Annotated in this window: 23 protein-coding genes; 12 read left to right on the top strand and 11 right to left on the bottom strand. The window is 65.9% G+C overall.

Going from position 1 to position 24,213, the window contains the following annotated elements; genetic code table 11:
- Positions 1-57 precede the first annotated feature (57 nt).
- From queG to xerD, 3 genes are all read left to right on the top strand, one after another.
- A complete protein-coding gene (queG, locus tag P2869_RS14105) occupies positions 58-1,371 on the top strand; it encodes a tRNA epoxyqueuosine(34) reductase QueG (protein WP_346833731.1) in 1,314 nt (437 codons plus the stop codon).
- A gap of 57 nt (positions 1,372-1,428) precedes the next feature.
- Positions 1,429-1,902, top strand: a complete 474-nt coding sequence (locus P2869_RS14100) for a methylated-DNA--[protein]-cysteine S-methyltransferase (protein WP_026121874.1) — start codon at positions 1,429-1,431, stop codon at positions 1,900-1,902.
- Between the two features lie 107 nt (positions 1,903-2,009).
- Positions 2,010-2,960, top strand: a complete 951-nt coding sequence (gene xerD / locus P2869_RS14095; protein ID WP_277598149.1) for a site-specific tyrosine recombinase XerD — start codon at positions 2,010-2,012, stop codon at positions 2,958-2,960.
- A 116-nt stretch (positions 2,961-3,076) separates the two neighbouring features.
- Here xerD and P2869_RS14090 read toward each other — a convergent pair whose 3' ends face one another.
- Positions 3,077-5,005, bottom strand: coding sequence for an AMP-binding protein (locus P2869_RS14090; RefSeq protein WP_277596801.1), 1,929 nt, complete (start codon positions 5,003-5,005; stop codon positions 3,077-3,079).
- Positions 5,006-5,094: 89 nt separating this feature from the next.
- Here P2869_RS14090 and ybaK point away from each other — a divergent pair, with 89 nt between their 5' ends.
- Together ybaK and plsY are read left to right on the top strand one after the other, a co-directional pair.
- Positions 5,095-5,586 carry a Cys-tRNA(Pro) deacylase gene (ybaK, locus tag P2869_RS14085; RefSeq protein WP_277596800.1) on the top strand — a complete coding sequence of 164 codons (492 nt, stop codon included), beginning with the start codon at positions 5,095-5,097 and terminating at the stop codon, positions 5,584-5,586.
- Positions 5,587-5,881: 295 nt separating this feature from the next.
- Positions 5,882-6,514 carry a glycerol-3-phosphate 1-O-acyltransferase PlsY gene (gene plsY, locus P2869_RS14080; RefSeq protein ID WP_017776915.1) on the top strand — a complete coding sequence of 211 codons (633 nt, stop codon included), beginning with the start codon at positions 5,882-5,884 and terminating at the stop codon, positions 6,512-6,514.
- A 138-nt stretch (positions 6,515-6,652) separates the two neighbouring features.
- On the opposite strand, the gene P2869_RS14075 is transcribed toward plsY, so the two are convergent.
- Positions 6,653-7,138, bottom strand: a complete 486-nt coding sequence (locus P2869_RS14075) for a YajQ family cyclic di-GMP-binding protein (RefSeq protein WP_017776914.1) — start codon at positions 7,136-7,138, stop codon at positions 6,653-6,655.
- Positions 7,139-7,292: 154 nt separating this feature from the next.
- Here P2869_RS14075 and murB point away from each other — a divergent pair, with 154 nt between their 5' ends.
- Positions 7,293-8,354 carry a UDP-N-acetylmuramate dehydrogenase gene (gene murB, locus P2869_RS14070; protein ID WP_277596799.1) on the top strand — a complete coding sequence of 354 codons (1,062 nt, stop codon included), beginning with the start codon at positions 7,293-7,295 and terminating at the stop codon, positions 8,352-8,354.
- A gap of 114 nt (positions 8,355-8,468) precedes the next feature.
- Here the strand turns inward: murB and argF are convergent, their stop codons facing one another.
- On the bottom strand, positions 8,469-9,398 hold the full coding sequence (gene argF / locus P2869_RS14065) for an ornithine carbamoyltransferase (RefSeq protein ID WP_017776912.1): 930 nt from the start codon (positions 9,396-9,398) through the stop codon (positions 8,469-8,471).
- A 476-nt stretch (positions 9,399-9,874) separates the two neighbouring features.
- Between argF and P2869_RS14060 the strand changes: the two genes are divergently transcribed.
- On the top strand, positions 9,875-10,222 hold the full coding sequence (locus tag P2869_RS14060) for a DUF3579 domain-containing protein (protein ID WP_026121871.1): 348 nt from the start codon (positions 9,875-9,877) through the stop codon (positions 10,220-10,222).
- A gap of 163 nt (positions 10,223-10,385) precedes the next feature.
- Here P2869_RS14060 and rpsT read toward each other — a convergent pair whose 3' ends face one another.
- A complete protein-coding gene (rpsT, locus tag P2869_RS14055; protein WP_017776910.1) occupies positions 10,386-10,661 on the bottom strand; it encodes a 30S ribosomal protein S20 in 276 nt (91 codons plus the stop codon).
- A gap of 363 nt (positions 10,662-11,024) precedes the next feature.
- On the opposite strand from rpsT, the gene murJ reads away from it, so the two are divergent.
- Complete coding sequence (gene murJ, locus P2869_RS14050; protein WP_126877892.1) at positions 11,025-12,575, top strand: murein biosynthesis integral membrane protein MurJ; 1,551 nt, start codon at positions 11,025-11,027, stop codon at positions 12,573-12,575.
- A 5-nt stretch (positions 12,576-12,580) separates the two neighbouring features.
- On the top strand, positions 12,581-13,423 hold the full coding sequence (locus P2869_RS14045; RefSeq protein ID WP_026121870.1) for a SirB1 family protein: 843 nt from the start codon (positions 12,581-12,583) through the stop codon (positions 13,421-13,423).
- A 121-nt stretch (positions 13,424-13,544) separates the two neighbouring features.
- On the opposite strand, the gene P2869_RS14040 is transcribed toward P2869_RS14045, so the two are convergent.
- The 5 genes from P2869_RS14040 to lpxK form a co-directional block, all read right to left on the bottom strand.
- On the bottom strand, positions 13,545-14,303 hold the full coding sequence (locus P2869_RS14040; protein ID WP_126877893.1) for a 3-hydroxyacyl-CoA dehydrogenase: 759 nt from the start codon (positions 14,301-14,303) through the stop codon (positions 13,545-13,547).
- 173 nt (positions 14,304-14,476) lie between these two features.
- Positions 14,477-15,139 (bottom strand): adenylate kinase, encoded by a 663-nt coding sequence (gene adk, locus P2869_RS14035; RefSeq protein WP_017776906.1) that lies wholly within the window; start codon positions 15,137-15,139, stop codon positions 14,477-14,479.
- 294 nt (positions 15,140-15,433) lie between these two features.
- On the bottom strand, positions 15,434-16,234 hold the full coding sequence (gene kdsB, locus P2869_RS14030) for a 3-deoxy-manno-octulosonate cytidylyltransferase (protein WP_126877894.1): 801 nt from the start codon (positions 16,232-16,234) through the stop codon (positions 15,434-15,436).
- Between the two features lie 230 nt (positions 16,235-16,464).
- On the bottom strand, positions 16,465-16,665 hold the full coding sequence (locus P2869_RS14025; protein WP_017776904.1) for a Trm112 family protein: 201 nt from the start codon (positions 16,663-16,665) through the stop codon (positions 16,465-16,467).
- A complete protein-coding gene (gene lpxK, locus P2869_RS14020) occupies positions 16,646-17,665 on the bottom strand; it encodes a tetraacyldisaccharide 4'-kinase (protein ID WP_277596797.1) in 1,020 nt (339 codons plus the stop codon). The genes P2869_RS14025 and lpxK overlap by 20 nt, the downstream gene beginning before the upstream one ends.
- 601 nt (positions 17,666-18,266) lie before the next feature.
- On the opposite strand from lpxK, the gene xseA reads away from it, so the two are divergent.
- Positions 18,267-19,667: an exodeoxyribonuclease VII large subunit gene (gene xseA / locus P2869_RS14015; protein WP_277596796.1), complete on the top strand. Its 1,401-nt coding sequence runs from the start codon at positions 18,267-18,269 to the stop codon at positions 19,665-19,667.
- Positions 19,668-20,103: 436 nt separating this feature from the next.
- Positions 20,104-20,685 (top strand): superoxide dismutase [Fe], encoded by a 582-nt coding sequence (gene sodB, locus P2869_RS14010; RefSeq protein ID WP_017776902.1) that lies wholly within the window; start codon positions 20,104-20,106, stop codon positions 20,683-20,685.
- A gap of 106 nt (positions 20,686-20,791) precedes the next feature.
- Here the strand turns inward: sodB and clpP are convergent, their stop codons facing one another.
- Entirely contained in the window at positions 20,792-21,472 is a 681-nt protein-coding gene (clpP, locus tag P2869_RS14005; protein ID WP_277596795.1) for an ATP-dependent Clp endopeptidase proteolytic subunit ClpP, read from the bottom strand.
- A gap of 207 nt (positions 21,473-21,679) precedes the next feature.
- Between clpP and P2869_RS14000 the strand changes: the two genes are divergently transcribed.
- Entirely contained in the window at positions 21,680-22,762 is a 1,083-nt protein-coding gene (locus tag P2869_RS14000) for a sigma-70 family RNA polymerase sigma factor (RefSeq protein ID WP_277596794.1), read from the top strand.
- A gap of 88 nt (positions 22,763-22,850) precedes the next feature.
- Here P2869_RS14000 and P2869_RS13995 read toward each other — a convergent pair whose 3' ends face one another.
- Positions 22,851-24,128 carry an EAL domain-containing protein gene (locus P2869_RS13995; protein WP_026121868.1) on the bottom strand — a complete coding sequence of 426 codons (1,278 nt, stop codon included), beginning with the start codon at positions 24,126-24,128 and terminating at the stop codon, positions 22,851-22,853.
- Positions 24,129-24,213 lie beyond the last annotated feature (85 nt).

The raw sequence follows: 24,213 nt of genomic DNA, 5'->3' as shown, positions 1-24,213 counted from the left end.
CATCTCTCTTCCTGCACACCCTTGCCAGAGCACGACAGCGCGAGCGATCGTGATGGTGTGCATGCTGGCCGGGACGCGCCCTCGAATGAGGCGCTGGCGTCGCTTGCGGCGCGCATTCGGGCGTGGGGACGCGAACTGGGTTTCAGTGCGATCGGTATCAGCGATACCGACCTCTCCGATGCCGAAGCGGGCCTTGCCGCGTGGCTCGAAGCGGGCTGCCACGGCGAGATGGATTATATGGCCAAACATGGGCTCAAACGCGCACGCCCGGCCGAGCTTGTGGCCGGAACGCGACGCGTGATCACCGCGCGCATGGCCTATTTGCCGGCTTCGGCGCTCGCCGTCGAAGCGACCCGTGAGCACGATGAAAGTGCTTCGCAAGGCACGCCACCCTCGCAGCCCGCACATGACGACTGGCGGAACCGCGAGCGCGCGCGGCTGGCTGACCCTGCCGCCGCGGTCGTCTCCGTCTACGCGCGCGGCCGCGACTATCACAAGGTTTTGCGCCAGCGGCTGCAGCACCTCGCGCAGCGTATCGAAGACGAGATCGGTGCCTGCGGCTACCGCGTCTTCACGGATTCAGCGCCGGTGCTCGAAGTCGAGCTGGCGCAGAAGGCCGGCATCGGCTGGCGCGGCAAGCACACGTTGCTGCTGCAGCGCGACGCCGGGTCGCTCTTCTTTCTCGGTGAAATCTATGTGGACTTGCCGTTGCCCACCGATGCCGAGTGGCACGGGGGCGATGCCGTCGGCACAGCGAATGTAGCCAATGCGACCGCAGATTCACGCACGTACGACGCACCAACGATCGCGCGGCTGGACGCTGAAGCCGCTGCCCCGCATTCCGCACACGCGCCCGAAACCGCGGGCGCGCATTGCGGCAGTTGCACGCGCTGCATCGGTGCCTGTCCCACGGGGGCGATCGTGGCGCCTTATCTAGTGGACGCCCGGCGCTGCATCTCATATCTCACCATCGAGCTGAAGGGCAGCATTCCCCAGGACTTGCGGCCGCTGATCGGCAATCGTGTGTATGGCTGCGACGATTGTCAGCTCGTGTGTCCGTGGAACAAGTTCGCGCAGGCCGCGCCCGTCGACGATTTCGACGTGCGGCACGGGCTGGACCGCGCGTCACTGGTCGAGCTGTTCGAATGGACCGAGAGCGACTTCGACGCGCGCCTGCAAGGCAGCGCGATTCGCCGGATCGGTTACGCGTGCTGGTTGCGCAATCTCGCAGTCGGCATGGGTAACGCGCTGCGCTCAACGGCTTTGCCAGCCGAAGCGCGCGAGGCCATCGTAAAAGCGCTGCGCCGACGTGCCGGCGACGCGTCGCCGCTCGTGCGCGAGCACGTGCAATGGGCGCTCGAGGCAGCGTAGAGTAGCGGGGCGCGGCCGTGGCCCTGCCCGCGCCCGCGATGAGGAGAACGCAACATGATGTTCAACGCCGTGATCGATGCGCCGTTCGGCAAGGTGGGCATTCGCACTCAGGCCGATGCCGTGCGCGAGATCGTCTATCTGCCCGAGTCGGTGAAGAACGTGGCGCCCGATTCGGCGCTCACGCGCCGCGCGGTGCAGCAGATCGAGCGGTATTTCGAGCGCGCCTCGGCCACCTTCGATCTGCCGCTCGCTGAAGTGGGCACCGCGTTCCAGCGGCGCGTCTGGCAGGCCATCAGCGAGATTCCGCCCGGCATCGTGCTGACCTACGGCCAGCTCGCGAAGGCCGTGAGCTGCGGCTCGCCGCGCGCGGTCGGCCAGGCCTGCGGCGCCAACTATTTTCCGCTCGTCATTCCGTGCCACCGCGTGGTGGCTTCGGGCGGCATCGGCGGATTCGCGAATCACGACGACGACGGCTACTTCCGCAAAGTGAAGCGGTGGCTGCTCGCACACGAGGGTGTGCCCTACGCATGACGACTGACATCAAACGCGCCGCCACGCAACCAGACGACATCGCGCCAACGCCGGGCGCCGCTTCTGCCGACCTCGCGGGCGCAGAAACGGTGACGGCCGAAACAGCGATAACGGAAACAGCGACAACGGAAACCGCAGCCGAGGAAACCATAGCCGCTTCGCCGCTGCTCACCGTGAGCCATGCCTCGATCGACGCCTTTTGCGATTCGCTCTGGCTCGAACATGGTCTGTCGCGCAACACGCTCGACGCCTACCGGCGCGATCTGCGTCTTTTTGCCGAATGGCTCGCGAAGGCGCGCAATGGCTCGCTGGACACCGCCGCCGAAACCGATCTGCTCGCCTACAGCGCGGCGCGCAAGGAGAGCAAATCGACCTCGGCGAACCGTCGGCTCTCGGTGTTCCGGCGCTACTACGGCTGGGCCGTGCGCGAGCACCGCGCGCAGGGCGACCCTACGGTGCGCATCCGCTCGGCGAAGCAGCCGCCGCGGTTTCCGTCCACGCTCTCCGAGGCGCAGGTGGAGGCGCTGCTCGGCGCACCCGACATCGATACGCCGCTCGGCCTGCGCGACCGGACGATGCTCGAATTGATGTACGCAAGCGGCCTGCGCGTGACGGAACTCGTGACGCTAAAAACCGTGGAGGTCGGCCTCAACGAAGGCGTGGTGCGCGTGATGGGCAAGGGCTCGAAAGAGCGGCTCATCCCGTTCGGCGAAGAGGCGCACGCGTGGATTGCGCGCTATCTGCGCGACGCGCGGCCCGCGTTGCTCGGCGCACGCACGACGGACGCGCTCTTCGTCACGGCTCGGGCCGAAGGCATGACGCGCCAGCAGTTCTGGAACATCATCAAACGACACGCGCGCGCAGCCGATGTGCACGCGCCGCTCTCGCCGCACACGCTGCGGCACGCGTTCGCCACGCATCTGCTCAATCACGGCGCCGACCTGCGCGTCGTGCAACTGCTGCTCGGGCACAGCGACATCTCGACCACGCAGATCTACACCCACGTGGCCCGCGAGCGGTTGAAGTCGCTGCACGCGCAGCATCATCCGCGCGGGTGATTTTGCGGGTGATGTGCGGTCGACGCGCTGCTCACTGCTACGCGCATGCTTCTCCCGCGGTTCCTTCGGCGTTTGCCGCCTGCTCCGCGCGCGGCAAACGCCGAGCAAAGCGTGCATCAGACCAGTTCGCGCAGCTTGTGCTTGAGGATCTTGCCCGTGGACGCCGCCGGCAGCGCCGGCATGACGCGGATGTGCGCGGGCCGCTTGTAGGGTGCAAGACGCGCGCTGCACCATTCGTCGAGCGCCTGCGTCGTCACGGTGGCGCCCGCGGCGAGCTCCACGAACGCGATCACTTCCTCGTTGCCTTCCACCGGCCGTCCGATCACGGCGGACTGCATCACCGCAGGGTGCGCGTTGAGCACGTGCTCGACTTCGGACGGATATACGTTGAAGCCCGAGCGAATGATGAGTTCCTTGCTGCGGCCCACGATGTGCATGGCGCCGTCCGGATCCTCGCGCGCGAGGTCGCCTGTCTTCAGCCAGCCTTCTACGGTGACCGCGGCGCGCGTGAGTTCCGGGCTGCGGTAGTAGCCGAGCATCACGTTCGGTCCACGCACCCACAGTTCGCCGATCTCGCCGCGCGGCACGTCGCGGCCCTCGGGCGACACGTAGCGCACTTCGACGCCTGGAATGGCGTGGCCCACGGAGCAGTCCGCGCGGGGTGCGTCGAGCAGCGTTTGCGCCACGGTCGGGCTGCTCTCGGTCATGCCGTAGCCGTTGTGGAGCGTCACGCCATACGCGCTTTCCACACGCGCCTTCAGCGCGGCATCGAGCGGCGAGCCGCCCGAGTAGGCGAAGCGCAGCCGCGGCGCGCGCCATTCGAGATGCTCCGTTTGCAGATAGTCGAGCAGCTTCGCGTGCATCGCTGGCACGCCCTGAAAGATGGAGACGTGCTCGTCGGCCAGCGCGCGGCGCACCGCTTCGGGCACGAAGCGCGACGCAAGCCGTAGCGTGGCGCCCGCATACAGGCTGCCGAGGCACACCGACGCGAGACCGTACACGTGCGAGATGGGCAGCACGGCGTAGACGACGTCGTCGGCGTTCACGCGGCGCAGCGTGCTGGAGACCGCCGCGATGAACAGCAGGTTGCGATGCGAGAGCATCACGCCCTTCGGCGCGCCGGTGGTGCCCGTCGTATAGATGAGGGCCGCGCATTGGCGGTCTGCTTGCGCTTCTACGGGTTCGGCGAGCGCGCTTTCGGTGTTGCGCGTGTTGTGCGTGTCGCTTGCGTCGCTCTTGTCGGGTTGCCAGTGCCACGCGCCGATATCGACCGGTCCGGCGGGCGCGGGCGTGGCGCCGTGTCGTTGCGCATGGGCGCGCGCATCGGGCGAACTGGCGACGACGTAGGCCGTGAGCCGAGGCCGCGCATGTGCGCGAATGGCGTCGAGTTCGGCCGCCGAGAGGCGCGCGTTCGAAACGAGCGCCCACGCGTCGAGCCGGGTCGCGGCGAAGAGCAGCACGATTTGCGCGACGCTGTTTTCGGCGACGATCATTACGCGGTCGCCGCCTCGCACGCCATGCTCGCGCAAGCGTGCGGCCGTGGCGTCCACGGCCTCGGCGAGCTGCGCGCGCGTGATGACGCGTAGGCGCTCGCGGCCTGCTTCGTCGGCATCGTGCGCATCTTCGATCAGCGCGATGCGGTGCGGGTCGTGCGCGGCGAGTCGAATGGGAATGTCGGCGATGCGGTCGGGCAGGGTGGCGAGCAGCGCGGCGACGTCGAACGAATGGCTGGACGCAGGCGCGGTGTGCGAGGGCTGAGCCTGTGCGTCGCCATGGTGAGGCGCGGCATGCGGATGCGGGCGGGCGGTCAAAGCGGTCTCCTCCGATTCTTCGCCGCGATTGTACGGGCGCGGCGGCGCGAAGCTGGCTGTGTGCGGCATGTGGAGCGTGGACGGCCTGTGCGGCCTGTGCGGCCTGTGAGGCCTGTGAGGCCTGTGCGGCCTGTGAGGCCTGTGAGGCCTGTGCGGCATGTGCGGCATGTGCGGCATGTGCGGCATGTGCGACGGACAGATGCGCCGCCGGCAGATTGCGAACGATCGTGCCATAACTGCTGGGCACGGACAACGGGCGGTTCGTTCATCCCGCTTTGCCTCCCGTCGTACCCTTCGTTCGGACCGGCCATTACAATGCGCCGATGAGCAAGAACCGACACGTTTCCGAAACCCCCGCCACGCAGTTCCTCAAGCGTCATGGCGTGCCCTTTGACGAGTATCCGTACGAGTACGTCGAGCATGGCGGCACGGCCGAATCGGCGCGTCAACTGGGCGTCGACGAGCATCTCGTCATCAAGACGCTCGTTATGGAAGACGAGCACGCGAAGCCGTTGATCGTGCTCATGCATGGCGACTGCAAGGTCTCGACCAAGAATCTGGCGCGGCAGATCGGCGCAAAGCGCGTGGAGCCCTGCAAGCCCGAGGTGGCGAACCGGCATTCCGGGTATCTGGTGGGCGGTACGTCGCCGTTCGGCACGCGCAAGGCCATGCCGGTGTATGTGGAGTCGAGCATCCTCGAACTCGAGCGGATCTATCTGAACGGCGGACGGCGGGGCTTTCTGGTGAGTATCGAGCCGTCGGTGCTGACTGCGCTGCTGGAGGCCAAACCGGTGCAGTGCGCAAGCGTCGATTGAGTAGAGGTCTCAGCGCGGCCTTTGCCCGGCAGCGCTTTCCTCAAAGCGGTGTACCAGGGGCGTTTGAGCTGACCGGCGCCGCGCGGGCCGCGCGACGAAAGGGCTCCGGTAGAATGAGCGCCTTTGCGGGGCGGCGCGGCCGTGGGGCGCGTGGATCCGGCGTCAGGGTTTTTCCGGCTCGCGCTTGCACGGATGCTGCCTGACCATGCGCGCGGATGCCGGCGATGGTCCCGCTGTTCGCGCCGTCCCAGCCGTTCATCCAGTCTTCCGATTCATTACAAGAAGAGTTACCTGCATGTACAACCTGATCGTTGCCGTCCTGGCCTATCTGATCGGCTCGGTGTCGTTTGCCGTGGTCGTCAGCGCCGCAATGGGTCTCGCCGACCCGCGCTCGTACGGCTCAGGCAACCCCGGGGCGACCAACGTGCTGCGCAGCGGAAACAAGACCGCCGCGATCCTCACGCTGCTCGGCGATGCGTTCAAGGGCTGGCTTGCCGTGTGGCTCACGGCGCATTTCGCATCGCGCTTCGGCCTGGACGACGATGCGATCGCGCTGGCCGCCATAGCCGTGTTTCTCGGCCACCTGTACCCGGTGTTCTTCCGCTTCAAGGGCGGCAAGGGGGTGGCGACGGCGGCGGGCGTGCTGCTCGCGATCAATCCGGTGCTGGGCATCGCCACGGCGCTCACGTGGCTCATCATTGCGTTCTTCTTCCGCTATTCGTCGCTGGCGGCACTCGTGGCCGCCGTGTTCGCCCCGCTCTTCGACGGTTTTCTGTTCGGTGCAAACGTGATCACGCTGGCGGTCTTCGCGATGAGCGCGCTGCTCATCTGGCGTCACCGCTCGAACATTGCCAAGCTGATGGCGGGCAAGGAAAGCCGCATTGGCGAGAAGAAGGGCGCGACGCCGCCGGCGGGTAGCCGGCATTGAAGTGATGCTGGAGTGGGGCGGTGCCGGCTGCGGCTGCCGTTGCGAGGAGGCGGGGCCCGGCCGCGCTGGGCCGGGTGCCGTTTGATCGTTTGATCGTTTGATCGTTTGATCGCTTGGTCGTTTGATCGCTTGAATCGATCAGTCGCGGAAGTTGTTGAAGTCGAGCGGCGTGTCGCTCACTTCCTTGCGCAGCATGGCGATTACGCTTTGCAGGTCGTCGCGCTTGGCGCCTGAAACGCGCACTGCGTCGCCCTGAATGCTGGCCTGCACCTTGATTTTGCTGTCCTTCACGAGCCTGACGATCTTCTTGGCCAGATCTCCGGACACGCCCTTCTTCACGGTGATGACCTGCTTCACCTTGTCGCCGCCGATCTTCTCGATCTTGCCGTGCTCGAGGAAGCGCACGTCCACGTTGCGCTTCGCCATTTTCGACACCAGCACGTCTTTGACCTGACCGAGCTTGAAGTCGTCGTCGGCATAGGCGGTGAGTTCGTGCTCTTTCTGCTCGACACGCGCGTCGGAGCCCTTGAAGTCGAAGCGCGTCGAAATCTCCTTGTTGGATTGCTCGATCGCGTTCTTCACCTCGATCATGTTGGCTTCGCAAACCACGTCAAACGATGGCATTGGTTTCTCCCAGTAGTGCAGTGGAGGCGGCGCAAAGCCGCCGTTCGCACTCGCTATAATCACGGACCGGCCGTCATTTTACCGACGCCGTCCCCTTTTGCCCAAGGCTCGCGCGCGCTGCGCGGCCGCATGTGTGAAGACACGCCGCCCTCCGATGTCCGTTCCCTCCGTTCCCGCTGTTTCTCTGGCCGACCCCGTCTGGTTTGCCGCCGACTATCCCTTGCGCGAGCACAACACCTTCGGGTTCGACGTGCGTGCGCACTTGCTGTGCCGCATCGAAAGCGAAGCGCAGTTCGCGGCTGCGTTGGCCGATCTGCGCGCAAAGGGGCTGCGTACGCTGGTGTTGGGCGGCGGCAGCAACGTCGTGCTGACGCGCGATTTCGATGGACTGGTGCTGTTCGTCGCTTTGCGCGGACGCGAAGTGGTGCGCGAAGACCGCGACGCCTGGTATGTGCAAGCGGCGGCAGGCGAGACCTGGCACGAGTTCGTGGCCTGGACGCTCGCGCAGGGCATGCCGGGCCTCGAAAATCTCGCGCTGATTCCGGGTACCGTGGGCGCGGCGCCCATCCAGAACATCGGTGCGTATGGGCTCGAGATGGGCGAGCGCTTCGCGTCGCTGCGCGCCATCGAGCTGGCGACGGGCACGGCGCACGAGTTCGATGCCGCGGCCTGCCGGTTCGGCTATCGAGACAGCTTCTTCAAGCGCGAAGGGCGCGGCCGGTTTGCGATTACGTCGGTCACCTTCAGGTTGCCGAAGGCGTGGCAGTCGCACGCCGATTACGCCGATATCGCGCGCGAATTGACGGCGCAGGGCAAAGCGGACAATCCCGATGCCCGGGCGATCTTTGATGCGGTGGTAGCGGTGCGGCGCGCGAAGCTGCCCGATCCGCGCGAACTGGGCAACGCAGGCAGCTTCTTCAAGAATCCCGTGATCGACGCGGTGCAGTTCGAGGCGTTGCGGGCGCGCGAGCCGGAGGTGGTGTCGTATCCGCAGCCCGATGGACGCGTGAAGCTTGCGGCGGGTTGGCTGATCGACCGTTGCGGCTGGAAGGGCCGCGCGTTGGGACACGCCGCGGTGCACGAGCGCCAGGCGCTGGTGCTTGTCAATCGGGGCGGCGCGACGGGGGCCGAGGTGCTCGCGCTCGCGCAGCGCATTCAGCAGGATGTGATGCTGCGCTTTGGCGTGGCGCTGGAACCCGAGCCAGTCGTACTCTGAGTGCTGCTCTGCGAGCCCGTGTTTCACGGCGCCAGGAGATCGTGAAACGAAAACCGGCGGTCTTCACCACCGGTTGGTCTGCGTCTGCTACGGTCCCGCGCCAGCGTTTGCCGCTCAGTGATTCAACCGGCCGAGCAGCAGAAATTCCATGAGCGCTTTCTGGACGTGCAGGCGGTTTTCCGCTTCGTCCCAGACCACGCTTTGCGGTCCGTCGATCACTTCCGCGCTCACTTCCTCGCCGCGGTGCGCCGGCAGGCAGTGCATGAAGAGGGCGTCAGGCTTCGCGCGGGCCATCATGTCGGCATCCACGCACCAGTCCGCGAATGCCTTTTTGCGGGCTTCGTTTTCCGCTTCGAAACCCATGCTGGTCCAGACGTCTGTCGTGACGAGGTCGGCGCCGGCGCAGGCTTCGTTCGGATCGTCGAACTCTTCGACGAACGGCGCGCTTTCGGGCGCCACGAGCGCGCGGTCGAGCCGGTAGCCGGGCGGCGTGGAAAGCCGCAGCGTGAAGCCCAGAATCTGCGCGGCCTGGATCCACGTGTAGAGCATGTTGTTCGCGTCGCCCACCCAGGCCACGGTCTTGCCGCGAATCGGGCCGCGATGTTCGTAGTACGTGAACACGTCCGCGAGCACCTGGCACGGGTGGTACTCGTTCGTGAGACCGTTGATGACCGGTACGCGCGAGTTTTCCGCAAAGCGTTGGATGATGTCCTGCCCGAACGTGCGGATCATGATGATGTCCACCATGCGCGAAATGACCTGTGCTGCGTCTTCGATCGGTTCGCCGCGCCCAAGCTGCGTGTCGCGCGTGCTCATGAAGACGGCATGCCCGCCAAGCTGGAAAATGCCGGCTTCGAACGACAGACGCGTGCGCGTTGAGTTCTTCTCGAAGATCATCGCGAGCGTGCGGTCGTGCAGCGGATGGTACGTCTCGTAGTTCTTGAATTTGCGTTTGAGAATACGGGCGCGCTCCAGCACGTACTCGTAGTCTTCCAGCGAGAAATCCTTGAACTGCAGGTAGTGGCGAATGTTCCGGGAGGTCATGAAAGGAATACGGCGGTTAGCCTGACCGGCACGGTGGATGTGTACCGGGAAACGCCGCTGTGATGGGTGGTAAGTCGATGCAGCATAAAGGATTTTGCCGCGTTTGACGAGTCGGCCGGAAGGCCGGTGGAGCCTGCCCGAACGGCCCGGTGGTGGCTTGGTTGCAGTGCGGAAAAAAGCGGCGTGCGCTATAATGCTCCGGTTTTTTCAGGCCCAGCGAGCAGGTCTCGCGCTTGCGGGTGAACCCTGCGCACGCCCCCGCGGTGTGCGGTTGCGGGCTATCCGCAGAATAAGGTCGGGACGATGCCGGGCAGGCCTGTCCGCATGTCCCGCCGCACGCCTCACGGGTCTTCGATGCATCGGGCCGGCTACGCCGGCAGCGCATGGAAGGGTCGCGAAGGTGGGGCGTCAGCCCGGCCACGCGTCACGGCGGGCACGCCAGGTGTAACGCAGCGCAGTCACTCAGGTATTCCTACATGGCCGAAACACCCCCAACCGAGTATTTCATCCAGGGCATTACCAAAAGCGGGAGAAAGTTTCGACCCAGCGACTGGTCCGAACGCCTCGCCGGCGTCATGTCATGCTTCGGTCCTAGTGCGCGGGAGTTGCGGGGACCGAACGCCCGTCTGCAGTATTCGCGCTACGTGCGGCCCACCATGATCGGCGACCTCAAGTGCGTGATTCTCGATTCCCGGTTGCGTGACATCGAACCCATGGCGTTCGATTTCGTCATGAACTTCGCGAAAGACAACGATCTGGTTGTGACCGAGGCCTGCGAATTGCCGCCGGAACACGGCACGCAGCAAAAAGCCAAAGACCGCTAACGACGCTCTACGCGCGGCCCATCTCGGCGCGGTGCCTTGCTTGCACCGCTTGCTTGTACCGTTTGCGAGACGGGCAAGCGGCAACAAAAAAAGCCCGCCGAAGCGGGCTTTTTTTGTTGCGCAGTGGAAACAGGAGGCGGCCCGCTGTGCGGGCCTGCCGGATTTACTGCGCGCTTGCCTGCAGCGCCTTGACGGCGGCAGCGAGGCGGCTCTTGTGACGAGCGGCCTTGTTCTTGTGAACGATCTTCTTGTCGGCAATGATGTCCATCGTCTTTGCCGATGCCTGGAAGATCTCGGCGGCCTTGGCCTTGTCGCCGGCTTCGATTGCCTTGCGAACGGCCTTGATGGCGGTACGGAACTTCGAGCGCAGCGCCGAGTTGTGCGAATTGGCTTTGGCGGCCTGACGGGCGCGCTTGCGTGCTTGTGCGGTGTTAGCCATGACGGTTCCCTTGTCCTGTTTCCTGCTGTGATCGCGGCGAAAGGCCCGGAGATTTACCGCCGGTTCCCTTGCTTTCAGTGCCCGGCAAGCCGGACGAGCTTCGAAACCGGCGATTATAGCAACAAAATCAGGGCTGTGGCAAATGAAGACTGCGGCCAAGCTTGGGCGGGCTGAGGGGACGGCTGACAGGCCATTTCCGCCTGATGTTGCCGATCAGCGAACGTTTGTACGCGCGACCGGTCCGATCTCGCTTGTGCCCTGGCCTCGCTGCCGCGCGCCGCGCCGCGTGCACGAGCGTCCGCTGCGCGGGCCGGCCATCGGGCTGTCGAGCCCATCACCCGGCTTCCGTATAATAAGCGCCCCATGAATCTATTCCGAGCCCTGCTGACGGTCAGCGGCTTCACGCTGCTGTCGCGCGTGACCGGACTGGCCCGCGAAACGCTGATTGCCCGCGCGTTCGGCGCGAGCCAGTTCACCGACGCTTTCTACGTCGCTTTCCGCATTCCGAACCTGTTGCGCCGCATTTCCGCCGAAGGCGCGTTTTCGCAGGCATTCGTCCCCATCCTCGCCGAGTTCAAGAACCAGAAGGGCCACGATGCAACCCGCGCGCTCGTGGACGCGATGTCCACCGTACTCGCGTGGACGCTGGCCGTGCTTTCGCTGCTCGGCATCGTGGGCGCGTCGTGGGTCGTGCTGGTGGTTGCGTCCGGTCTGCAGGCCGAGGGCGAGGCGTTCAGGCTGGCCGTCGTGATGACGCGGATCATGTTCCCGTACATCGTGTTCATCTCGCTCACGTCGCTGGCGTCGGGCGTGCTCAACACCTACAAGCTCTTCTCGCTGCCCGCCTTCGCGCCGGTACTGCTCAACGTGTCGTTCATCGCCGCGGCAGTATTCGTGGCGCCGCATATGAAGCAGCCCGTCTATGCACTCGCATGGGCCGTGATCGTGGGCGGGGTGTTGCAGTTCATCGTGCAACTGCCGGGGCTGAAGAAAATCGACATGATGCCGCGCATCACCATGCGGCCCGTCGCGGCGCTCGCCCACCGGGGCGTGAAGCGTGTGCTTGCGAAGATGGTGCCCGCGATGTTCGCGGTGTCGGTCGCACAGATCAGCCTCATCATCAATACCAACATCGCATCGCGCCTGGGCGCCGGCGCGGTTTCGTGGATCAACTACGCGGACCGCCTGATGGAGTTCCCCACCGCGCTGCTCGGTGTTGCCTTGGGTACGATCCTGCTGCCCAGCCTCTCGAAGGCGCACGTGGACGCGGACACGCACGAATATTCCGCGCTGCTCGACTGGGGCCTGCGCGTGACGTTCCTGCTCGCCGCCCCCAGCGCCATTGCGCTCTTCTTCTTCGCCGAGCCGCTCACGGCCACGCTGTTCCACTACGGGCTCTTCAACGGCCGCTCCGTCGTCATGGTGGGCCGCGCGCTCTCGGCTTACGGCGTGGGGCTGGTCGGGCTCATTCTCATCAAGATTCTCGCGCCCGGTTTTTACGCGCGCCAGGACATCAAGACGCCGGTGAAGATCGGCGTTGCGGTGCTTGTCGCGACCCAGGTGGGCAACTACGTGTTCGTACCGATCTTCGCGCATGCGGGGCTGACCTTGTCGGTCGGGCTCGGCGCTTGCATGAACGCGCTGCTGCTGTTCATCGGTTTGCGCCGACGCGGCATCTATTCGCCGCTGCCGGGTTGGACGGCATTTTTCGTGCAACTGCTCGGGGCATGCCTTGTGCTGGCAGGCACCATGCACTGGTTCGCGATCAACTTCGACTGGATCGGCATGCACCGCCAACCCTTCATGCGCATCGCGTTGCTGGGTGCCTGTCTCGTGCTGTTCGCGGCGCTATATTTCGGTATGCTCTGGCTGATGGGTTTCAAGTACGCGTACTTCAAGAGGCGGGCGAAGTGACCACCATGACGCGGGTTCTCGATTATTTCAGCGCGCTCGTTGCCGAGGACGACGGCCTGCCGCTCACCGAGGCAGCACTCGCGATCGCGCAGGACGCCTACCCGGACGTCGACCTGCAAGGCACGCTCGCGGAGATCGACGAACTCGTCCTGCGCGTGAAGCGCCGCCTGCCGGAGGGCGCCGACGTGCGGCAGAAAGTGGGCATCCTGAACCGCTTCTTCTTTCGCGAACTCGGCTTCGCCTGCAATCTCAACGACTATTACGACCCCGATAACAGCCACCTGAACGTCGTGCTCAAACGCCGGCGCGGCATTCCCATCTCGCTAGCCATTCTGTATCTGGAGATGGCGTCCCAGCTCGATCTGCCTGTGCGCGGCGTATCGTTTCCCGGCCACTTTCTGCTGCGTGTTTCCACGCCGGAAGGCGACGTGATGCTGGACCCGACCAACGGACACTCGCTGTCCGAATCGGAGATGGTCGAGATGCTGGAGCCTTACGTCGCGAAGGCCGGCGAGTCCGTGGGGCGCGCGCTGCGCATGTTGCTGCAGCCGGCCACGCGGCGCGAGATCGTGGCGCGCATGCTGCACAACCTGAAGTCGACGTATCTGCAGACGGAGCGCTGGCAGCGCCTGCTCGGCATACAGCAGCGGCTTGTGATCCTGCTGCCGGAGAGCCTCGAGGAAGTGCGCGACCGTGGCTTTGCCTACGCGCGGCTCGATTACCTGCGGCCCGCGCTCGAAGACCTCGAACGCTACCTGGGCGAGCGGCCCGATGCAGAGGACGCCACCGTCGTGGAATCGCAACTGCACGAATTGCGGCAGCGTACGGAGAACCACGGCGGTAATTGAGCGAAGCCAGAGCCGCGCTTGCAAGCCGCAGGCGCTTGCAGCAAGAAAAAATCCCTCGACAAGGGCGCGCCCCATCGAGGGATTTTTTATGCCGCGGCGAAGGCGGCGCTACGCCCTGCGCTTACTTCGGCTGCATCCGGATCGCGCCGTCGAGGCGAATCACTTCGCCGTTGAGCATCGGATTGTCGAAGATCTGCTTGACGAGCATCGCGTACTCGGCGGGTTTGCCGAGTCGCGAGGGGAACGGCACCATCGCACCGAGCGCGTCCTGCACTTCCTTGGGCATGCCCAGCAGCATCGGCGTTTCGAAGATGCCTGGTGCGATGGTCATGACGCGGATGGCATTGCGCGACAGGTCGCGCGCCACGGGCAGCGTCATGGCCACCACGCCGCCTTTCGATGCCGCATAGGCGGCCTGGCCGATCTGGCCGTCGTACGCGGCCACCGAGGCCGTATTCACGATTACTCCGCGTTCGCCCGCGGCATTCGGCTCGTTCTTCGCCATCGCCGAGGCGGCGAGACGAATCATGTTGAAGGTGCCGATGAGGTTGACCGAAAGGGTCTTCGTGAAGATGTCGAGCGGATGCGGACCTTCCTTGCCGACTGTCTTCGCGGCCGGCGCGATGCCCGCGCAGTTCACGAGCCCGCGCAGCGAGCCCAGCGCGAGCGCGGCGGCAACGGCGCGCTCGCCGTCCTCCTCGCTTGCCACATTGCACCGGACGAACACGCCGCCCAGCTCTTTCGCCAGCGCGTGGCCGGCTTCTTCATTGAGATCGGCGAGAACGGTTTTGCCGCCCTCGTTGGCGATCAGGCGTGCCGTGGCTGCGCCCAGACCCGATGCTGCGCCGGTGATCAGAAAAACGTTGTCGCGAATTTCCATCGTTGCTGCTCCTCCTGGGTTTTCCTGGATGTGTCCAGGTTCTTTGTCCCCGGCCTCGCGGCACGGCGCGCGGGGCCGGGGACAATCGGAGAAAGCAGCCGGAAAGTCGCCGTGCCGCGGTGCCGCCGTACCGATGCGGCGGGGCGCTTGTTTTGTGAACGGCGAGTGGCGGCTTACTTGAGCGCGTCGAAAACGCGCGCGCGGATTTCGTCCACGGAGCCGAGGCCTGAAATGCGCCGGTATTCGGGCGCCTTGAGGCCGTTTTCGTCGCCGCGCTGCGCCCACGCCTGGTAGTAGTCGATGAGCGGCTTCGTTTGCGCCACGTAGACGTCGAGGCGCTTGCGCACCGTTTCTTCCTTGTCGTCGTCGCGCTGGATGAGCGGTTCGCCCGTGACGTCGTCGACGTTCGCGTTCTTCGGCGGGTTGAACTTCACGTGATAGGTACGGCCCGACGCCGCGTGGACGCGGCGGCCGCTCATGCGCTCGATGATCTCGTTGAACGGCACGTCGATTTCGAGCACATAGTCGATCGCGACGCCGGCCTGCTTCATGGCTTCGGCTTGCGGCAGCGTGCGCGGAAAACCGTCGAACAGATAGCCGTTCGCGCAGTCCGCGTCGAGCAGGCGTTCTTTCACGAGGTTGATGATGAGCTGGTCAGGAACCAGATCGCCCGCGTCCATGAAGCGCTTCGCTTCGAGGCCGAGCGGCGAGCCTGCCTTGACGGCGGCACGCAGCATGTCGCCTGTCGAAATCTGCGGAATGCCGAACTTTTCCTTGATGAAGTTTGCCTGGGTACCCTTGCCCGCACCGGGGGCGCCCAACAGGATCAAACGCATGAGATATCTCCAGATCTATGTGAATTCTTGCGGCGCGATGCGGGCAGCCTGCCTTGCGCATGCCGTTCCTGCATTTGCCTCGTTTTTCTGCTGTTCCTTCGTGCGGGTCTCGCGCTCCGTTACTACACCTGCGACACCGGCGGTGCTGCCGCCTCGCGCAGCAACGTCTTGAAGACGGCGCAGCAAGGCTGGCGCATCACGCATGGGCGTCGGCATTGGCATCGGGAAACACGGGGAAACCCTGGCGCACAAAGGCTTGGGAAGGCGCGCGCGAACGTCCGATTATGCCATGGCTTACTGCGTTGTCAGCCCGAAAAGCGCCTGAACGCGGGCAAGATCGGCGGGTGTATCGACACCGGGCGCCGGCGCATCGGCGGCCACGAGCACCGCGATGCGCTCGCCATGCCACATCGCGCGCAGTTGTTCGAGCGCCTCGACTTCTTCGATCGGCGAGCGTGCGAGCGTGGGGTAGGCGCGCAGGAATCGCGCGCGATACGCATAGAGGCCGATGTGCCGATACACCGTTGCCGGCGCAGGCGGCGCGGGCATGGCCGCGACGTTGGGCCAGTGCGGCTGCCATGCGTCGCGCGCCCACGGAATGGGTGCGCGCGAGAAGTAGAGCGCGAGGCTGCGCGCATCGAGCACGACCTTCACGACGTTCGGGTTGAAGATCTCGGCGGGATCGGTGATGCGGTGTGCCGCCGTCGCGATGGCGCAGTCCGGATTCGCCGCGAGGTGCGACGCAACGTCGCACACCAGCGCGGGGTCGATCAACGGCTCGTCGCCCTGTACGTTGACGACGATCGTGTCGTCGCTCCAGCCGAAGGTCGTCGCGACTTCCGCGAGGCGGTCGGTGCCCGAGGGATGATCGGCGCGCGTCATCACCGCTTCGAAGCCGTGGTTGCGCGCGGCATCGAGCACGGCCTGCGCGTCGGAGGCGATCAGCACCTGGCTTGCGCCCGACGCCTGCGCGCGCTCGGCCACGCGCACCACCATGGGCTTGCCGCCGATGTCGGCGAGCGGCTTGTTGGGCAGACGCGTCGACGCGAGGCGCGCCGGGACGACAGCAATGAACGGATGGGCGGGAGCGGTCATCGGTGCAACGGGCGGTGAAAGAAGGACGGTGAGGGATGCGTGCGCCGCACGCTGTGCGAAGACGTTTGCATCGGGCGATGCCTGCGCGGCGGGCGACGTGTCAGCGCGCAATCAACCTGCCTGCGGACAGCTGCCGCGCGCTCATTCCGATTTCAGCAGGTCGAAAGCGCACCGCCCAGCATCACGATGACAAAACCCAACGGCACAAAGCCCAACGCAACGTCAGCGCGTCAGGCGCCGGGACCCGCGGGATCGACGGGCGTGCCTTCAACCGTCTGACGTGCTTCGTCGACGAGCATGACGGGGATGCCGTCGCGAATCGGGTAGGCGAGCTTGTCCGCGTGGCAGATAAGCTCCTGTGCGGCGCGGTCGTAGCTGAGCGGGCCCTTGCAGATCGGGCAGACGAGGATTTCAAGCAGGCGGGCGTCCACGGAGTTTCTCCACAACCAGTGCGATGAGGCGGTGATCGAGCGCAGCCTGGACAGGTACCACCCAGATGCGCGCGTCGTGCCAGGCCGCCAATTTTACCGCATCCTTTTCGGTGATCAGGATCGCGTCGGCCTCCACATCCGCGAACGGATTCGTCGCGAACGCGTAGTGATCGGGCAGCGCGCGCGTCTCGGGCGAAAGCCCGGCCGCGCGCAGCGTCGCGAAGAAGCGCTCGGGCGCGCCGATGCCTGCCGCGGCGAGCACGCGCTGCCCGGCGAACTGCGCGAGTGGCCGGCGCAGGGCAGGGTTATCGAGATGCCACGCGTCGCCGGGCGCGAGGTCGAGGGCGAACGTGTTCGGCCAGGCCGGCAGCGAGCGCGCGTAGGGATCGTTGACGAGCGTTGCGTCGCGGTGCCGCGAAAGCGGTTCACGCAGCGGCCCGGCCGGCAGCAGAAAGCCGTTACCACCCAGGCGATGATCGAACACGACAAGTTCCACGTCGCGCGCGAGGCGATAGTGCTGGAGACCGTCGTCGCTCACGATCACGTCCACGTCGCGGTGCGCCGCGCACAGCGCCTGCGCGGCGGCCACGCGGTCCGGACAAACCCAGACCGGCGCACCGGTGCGCCGCGCGATGAGGAGCGGCTCGTCGCCGGCCACCTCCGGTGTGCTCGCGGAGGTGACGGCCGTCGGCCGTTCGATTCGCGCGCCATAACCGCGCGACACGATGCCCGGCGAGAAGCCCGCCGCGCGCAGCGCTTCCACGAGCGCGATCACGGTTGGTGTCTTGCCCGTGCCGCCCACGGTCACGTTGCCCACCACGACGACCGGCACCGGCGTGCGCACGCTTTTCAGCCAGCCCGCGGAAAAGGCCGCGCGACGCAGGGCCGCCACGGCGCCGAAGACACACGCGCACGGGGTCAACGCCCACGCGAACGGACCGCGGCGCTGCCATTCGCGGCTGACGCGGCTTTCAAGGCGCGAACGCAGGGCGTCGATCATCGGGGCAAGGCGATGCGGATGGCACGAGGTGCACGAAGCGAACGAGGTGCACGAGGGGCGAGGCAAAGCGCGCCGTCAGACGATTGCGGCTCGGAGAGGGCCGGCGCGCTGAGGTGAGACGTGAGGGGCTGGGCTGCTGGCATCGGCGAGATTTCTCCGGGCGGCTAGGGCGTGCAGTGATGCGGGCGAGGCGCGACGGCGTTCTGCATCCGGCCCCGCAAAGCCGGCACTCTAGCGCGCGAGGGCCTTGCGCGGCAAGTCGGGGACGGTTGCCAGCGCGGTGCTCAGGACCTCGCGAGGCGCTTCGAGCGCCTGTGGACAACTTTGTGGAGAACCAGCCATCGATCGCCCCGGAAAGCCCGTTCGAAAAGCCTTCCATCGGCGCCCTCCCACATGGAAGCACGCGCAAATCCTTGTAGATCAAGGGTTTGCGCCGAATTCATTGGCGTTGCAACGGTATTGGGCGGCACTCGCGCGCGCCCGCCTGGAATGTGGACACATTGCGCTTCGCATACAGCCCGCTGGACGCAGCAAGCCCGATCGGTCTATTGTCTGGGCGACCAGTCAAACGCAAACTGCTGCAAAACCGCTCATTCATCGCATGAACTCCGACAGCTTCGACCGTTCCTCCGATCGTTCATTCACCTCGTCGATTTCGGCGGGTGGCGAGGCCGTGGTGCCGGTTTCAGCGCTCAACCGCGCCATCGGCACGCTGCTCGAACGGTCGTTTCCTCTGGTGTGGGTGTCGGGCGAGGTGTCGAACTTCACGCGCGCCGCGAGCGGCCACTGGTACTTCTCGATCAAGGATGCGCAGGCGCAGATGCGCTGCGTCATGTTCCGTGGACGCGCCCAGTACGCCGAGTTCACGCCGCGCGAAGGCGATCGCATCGAAGTGCGCGCGCTCGTCACGATGTACGAGCCGCGCGGCGAATTGCAGCTCAACGTGGAAGCGGTACGCCGTACCGGCCAGGGGCGTCTCTACGAGGCCTTTCTGAAGCTGAAGGCAAAGCTCGAAGCCGAAGGGCTCTTCGATGCCGAACGCAAGCGGCCGCTGCCCGCGCATCCGCGTGCCATCGGCGTGGTGACGTCAATGCAGGCGGCCGCCTTGCGCGACGTGCTCACCACCTTGTGCCGGCGCGCGCCGCATGTGCCGGTGATCGTCTACCCCGCGCCGGTGCAGGGCGCAGGCGCCGCCGACAAGCTCGCCGCGATGGTGGACGCCGCGAACGCGCGCAACGAAGTGGATGTGCTGATCGTCTGCCGCGGAGGTGGCTCGATTGAAGATTTGTGGGCGTTCAACGAGGAGGTGCTGGCCCGCGCGATTGCGGGCAGCGCGCTGCCCGTGGTGAGCGGCGTGGGTCACGAAACCGACTTCACCATTGCCGATTTCGCTGCCGACGTGCGCGCGCCGACGCCCACCGGCGCGGCGGAACTCGTGAGTCCGCAGCGTGTGCTGCTGCTGCGCGATCTCGATCATCGGCATGCGATGCTCGCGCGCGGCTTCGGCCGCATGATGGAGCGACGGGCGCAACAGCTCGACTGGCTGGCGCGGCGGCTCGTGTCGCCCGCGGAGCGGCTTGAGCGGCAGCGCACGCATTTGCAGCAGCTGGCGGTGCGGCTCGCGTCGGCCGGCGCGCGTCCGGTGCGCGATGCGAAGTCGCGCTTTGCGCTCGTGCAGATGCGGTGGCAGCGTTGCCGTCCTGACCCCGCGCGGCACCGGCTGGCGCTCGATGCGCTGGCCCAGCGGCTTCACGGCGCCCTCGCGCGCCGGCACGAGCGCGCGTCGGCGCGCGTGGCCTCGCTTGCTGCGCGGCTCGAGGTGTTGAGCCCGCAGCGCACGCTGGAGCGCGGATACGCTGCGCTGCTCGACGTGCAAAGCGGCGAAGCACTGCGCTCGCCCGCTCAACTCAAGCCCGGCAAGCGGCTCACCGTACATCTCGCCCAGGGCGCGGCGGACATTGCGCTTGCCGACGTCCAGCCGCGTTTGACGGAAGGCTTTTGAATTGCCGGGGGCGAGCGAGGAAAGCGCAGGGCGTATGAGAAGTCGAGACGAGAAATCAACGCAAATAATCAACGCAAACGCCCGACGCAAACGCCCCACCCGAGAAACGCCCGTCAAACCATCGCGGCGCGCTTCTTGCGGCACCGTGCAAAGCGGATTGCTCACGCGACGATACCCGCTGCCGTCCCGCCATCCAGCGCTGTTGAATGACGTCCCGATGACAGTTCGCGTCGCGACAGCCTGACGCCGTGCGGCACGCACTTTTAACCTTGCCCTTGCTGGCGTAAAGGCAGCTTTTACGCCAGCCACGCCGTTTGTCAGCATGAAGTTCGACAAAAAGGCGCGTGGTTTGCGGGGTTATTCCAAGTCGCCTACAATCCAGTGCTCCACAGCGTCATCCGCAGACTCCCCCATAAACGACAGAAGGATCAGCACCATGGCACAACATACGCTCCCGCCGCTGCCGTACGCGAAGAACGCGCTCGCTCCGCACATGTCCGAAGAGACGCTCGAGTTCCACTACGGCAAGCATCACCAGGCCTACGTCACGAACCTGAACAACCTGATTCCGGGCACCGAATTCGAGAACCTGCCGCTGGAAGAAATCATCAAGAAGGCGTCGGGCGGTATCTTCAACAACGCCGCGCAAATCTGGAATCACACGTTCTTCTGGAACGGCCTTTCGCCGCAAGGCGGCGGTGCGCCGGCCGGCGCGCTGGGCGACGCAATCAACGCGAAGTGGGGTTCCTACGACGCGTTCAAGGAAGCCTTCTCGAAAGCAGCCGTCGCGAACTTCGGTTCGGGCTGGACGTGGCTCGTGAAGAAGGCCGACGGTTCGCTCGACATCGTTTCGACGAGCAACGCCGCCACGCCGCTCACCACGGACGCCAAGCCGCTCCTCACCATCGACGTGTGGGAGCACGCGTACTACATCGACTACCGCAATGCGCGTCCGAAGTTCGTGGAAGCGTTCTGGAACATCGTGAACTGGGACTTCGCCGCGAAGAATTTCGCATAAGGCGTTTGCCGTTCCGTTGCAGCGTTGCTGTAGCGTCGCAGAAAGCCCTCCGGTTCCGGAGGGCTTTGTCGTTTACGGCGTCCGGCGGTCTCAGCCGAGCCACGCTTCACACAGGCGAATCGCCTCTCGCCGGCCCAGTCGCGCCGATTGTGCCCATCGTGCCCATCGCGTCGCGCGAACTCAGCACATCGTCGATGAGACCATATGCTTTCGCTGCGCTCGCCGACATGAAGTTGTCGCGGTCGGTGTCTTTGCGGATCTGCTCGAGCGTCTGCCCCGTGCGTGCCGCCAGTACGCCGTCGAGCTGATCGCGCAGATACAGCACTTCCTTCGCCTGGATCTCCACGTCCGCGGCCGTGCCCTGACTGCCGCCCGACGGCTGGTGGATCATGATGCGTGCGTTCGGCAGCGCGTAGCGCTTGCCCGGATGCCCCGCGGCGAGCAGAAAGGTGCCCATGCTGGCGGCAAAGCCAGTGCAGAGCGTGGATACGTCGGGCTTGATGAACTGCATCGTGTCGTAGATGGCGAGGCCGTCGTAGACCGAACCGCCCGGCGAGTTGATGTAAAAGCAAATATCCTTGTCGGGGTTCTCGGACTCGAGAAAGAGCAGTTGCGCCACGATCAGGCTGGCCGACTGCTCGTTCACGGGCCCGACGAGGAACACGATGCGCTCGCGCAGCAGTCGCGAATAGATGTCGTAGGCGCGCTCGCCGCGGCCGGATTGCTCGATGACGGTGGGCACGAGTCCGAGCCCGGACGACGCAACGAAGGGATAACGCGTGTGCATGGATTCCTCGCCAAAACGGGACGTGAACGGGACGTGATCTGCCCTGTTGACGCCTCGCCGCCGCGCCGCGTGACAGAAAAATTTTTCGCGGGAAGGCGCCACACGGTGTCACACGCCGGGCACGCCGAACGTCATCGGAAAGAAGGGCAGCAAGAAGTCATCGAGGCGGCGCGCAGAAGCCCGCGCGATCATCGAGGAGCGAGACGAATGACGCAGTCTTCCAGCAACAACGGCATCACGGCCTTCGAGGCATTGCGCTCGCGGCTGGAGTCGCTCGCGTACCGCCTGCTGCGCAGCCGCGCGGAGGCCGAAGACGTGGTGCAGGACGCCTGGCTCAAGTGGCACGCCGCCGACGCTAACGCGTTGCGCGAGCCCGCCGCGTGGCTCGCAACCATCACGACGCGCCTCGCCATCGATCGCCTGCGGCGGCTGCGAAGAGAGCGGATGCCGCGCGCGCACGGCGCGCTGCCGCAGACGTGGCCGGGTGATGCGGGTGAGGCGGGCGATTCGGGCAATTCGGGCTACTCGGGCCACGCCGCGGATTGGGCGCCCTCCGCGGAAGACCTCGCGCTGCGGGCCGCCGAGATGTCGCATGGCCTGTTGTTGCTGCTCGAACGGCTCTCGCCCGTCGAGCGAGCAGCCTTCGTGCTGCACGAAGGCTTCGACTGCGACTATGCCGAGATCGCGCGCGTCGTCGGCAAGACGCCGGCGAACTGCCGGCAGATCGTGCACCGTGCCCGCGAGAGGCTACAGCGGCCCGGCATGCCGTCCGCACCCGACGATCCGGCGCGGCACAGGCAGGTGGTCGACCGTCTGCGCGAGGCGATTGCCTTGCAGGACCGGGCGGGTGTGATGGCGCTGGTGGGGGCGGGTACGGCGGCGGCATATGAGGCGGGTGTGCCCCGCGACAGCGCGCGGCTTGTGGAGCGCGACGAGGCGAGCGCGCTTGCCCCCACCTCACAGCGGTTCAGCGACGCCTCTATGCCGGCGCAAGCGCGTGATGGCGTGCTCCGCGCCGAGTCCATCACCACAATCGAAGGCGAACCGCGCGTGGCGCTGCTCGATGCCGAGGGCGAGATCGTCGCGCTTGTCGCCGTATCGGTTGGGCTGGAAGAAAGCGAGGGTGCGCCCGTCGCCCGCATGGCGATCGTCACGGACGCGGCCGTCTTGCGCGCCGCCAATCGGCTGTATGGCGCGCAAGCGATCAAACGTCTGCTTCAGCGGATATTCGAGCAGCCGGCGCGCAGCGGCGCCGTGCGTTGCAGTTTGGAGGAAGCGATCGTCGCGTGACGTGACGGCTATTCACGCAAGCCCACACATAAGCGCGTATCGAGCCGGGTATCAAGTGGGTATCAAGCGGGCATTAAAAAAGCGCCCATCACGCGCTGCGCCGCGCCGCCATGTCCCAGTTGATATCGACGCACAGCACCTGCATGCCGCGCGACGTGTGCGCCGCGATGGACGCCGTCACGCACAGATGCGCCTCGTTGATCGAGAGATATGGCGGCGTGAGATGCACGTGGCCGGGCGCGCGCACGGCCTCGATGAAATAAGGGCGACGCTCCCAGCTCGCGCCTTCGGAGTGCAGCAGCGGACTGAAGCGCTTGGCACGCTGCGACGTGCGGCCTGTGGGCAGCACGTTGTCGCCGATCTGCCGGCCCGAGCCGTCCAGCAGGAAGCAGCGCGCGGTCTCGCCGAGCTTGAGCAGCGGCGCCGTGGCTTCGGCCATCGAAACGCCGGCCGCCAACTGCTTCGCGGCGCCTTCCAGCGCACGCACGTAGGGCGCGAGGCGCGCCGTCTGGTCGCGTTCGCGGGCCGCCACGCGTTCGCGCAGCCGCGCCGAGAGCGCGTCCATGAGTTCCGCCGCAACCTGCGGCTTCACGGGCTCTACATCCGGCCCGGCGAAATACGCGCCCTGCACGAAATCGACGTTGCATTCCAGCGCGATCAGCGCGTCGCGCTCGGTGGCGAGCCCGCCCATCAGCACCAGCTGGCCGGACTCGTGGAGCATCGAAACGAGTCCGGGCAACACACGTTCGATGTGCGAATGGCGCGTGGCCTGCGCAAGGATGCCGCGGTCCAGCGTGACGATGTCGGGGCGCAGATGCCACACACGGTCGATGTTCGAATGCTTTGCGCCGAAGCCGTCCAGCGCGATCAGGAAGCCCGACTTGCGCAGGCCGTCGATGATCTCGGCAAAGCGCGTCGTCTCGCCGCCCGTTTGTTCCGAAAGCTCCAGCACCACGCGTTGCGGCGGCAGACCGAGCGCCTTCAGGCGCGCGAGCAGCGCGTCGCCGTAGCTCGTATCCATGAGCGCCGCAGGGTGCAGGTTCAGGAAGAGCCACTCGTCGTGGCTGTCGAAGGCGTTGAAGTTGCCCAGATGCAGCGACTCCGTGAGCCGCCCCAGTTCGAGCAGGTCGCCGCGCCGGGCTGCCTGCGTGAACACCTCGTGCGACGAAACCTGCTGCCCCTGTTCGTCATGCGCGCGCAGAGAGGCGTGATAACCGATGGCACGCCGGTGCGCCACCGAAAACACCGGCTGGAACACGCTGAACACGGTGTAACCGCCGTACAGCACGGTGCGCCGGGAGCCTTCGTCGCCGGCCACAGGGCGCGGCGGCTGAAAGCCGGGGGGATCGAGGTCGAGCATGCTCATCATGTCAGTGAGGCGGCGTGTGTGCGGGACTGCGCGAACCGCACGAGAGGAGGCTTCGAGTTTACAGGATAGGTCAGCAAGAAGC

It is taken from the genome of Paraburkholderia sp. SUR17 (genome assembly GCF_029536165.1).
GTDB classification, from domain to species: domain Bacteria; phylum Pseudomonadota; class Gammaproteobacteria; order Burkholderiales; family Burkholderiaceae; genus Paraburkholderia; species Paraburkholderia kururiensis.
This window is presented reverse-complemented; position numbering and strand designations above follow the sequence as displayed.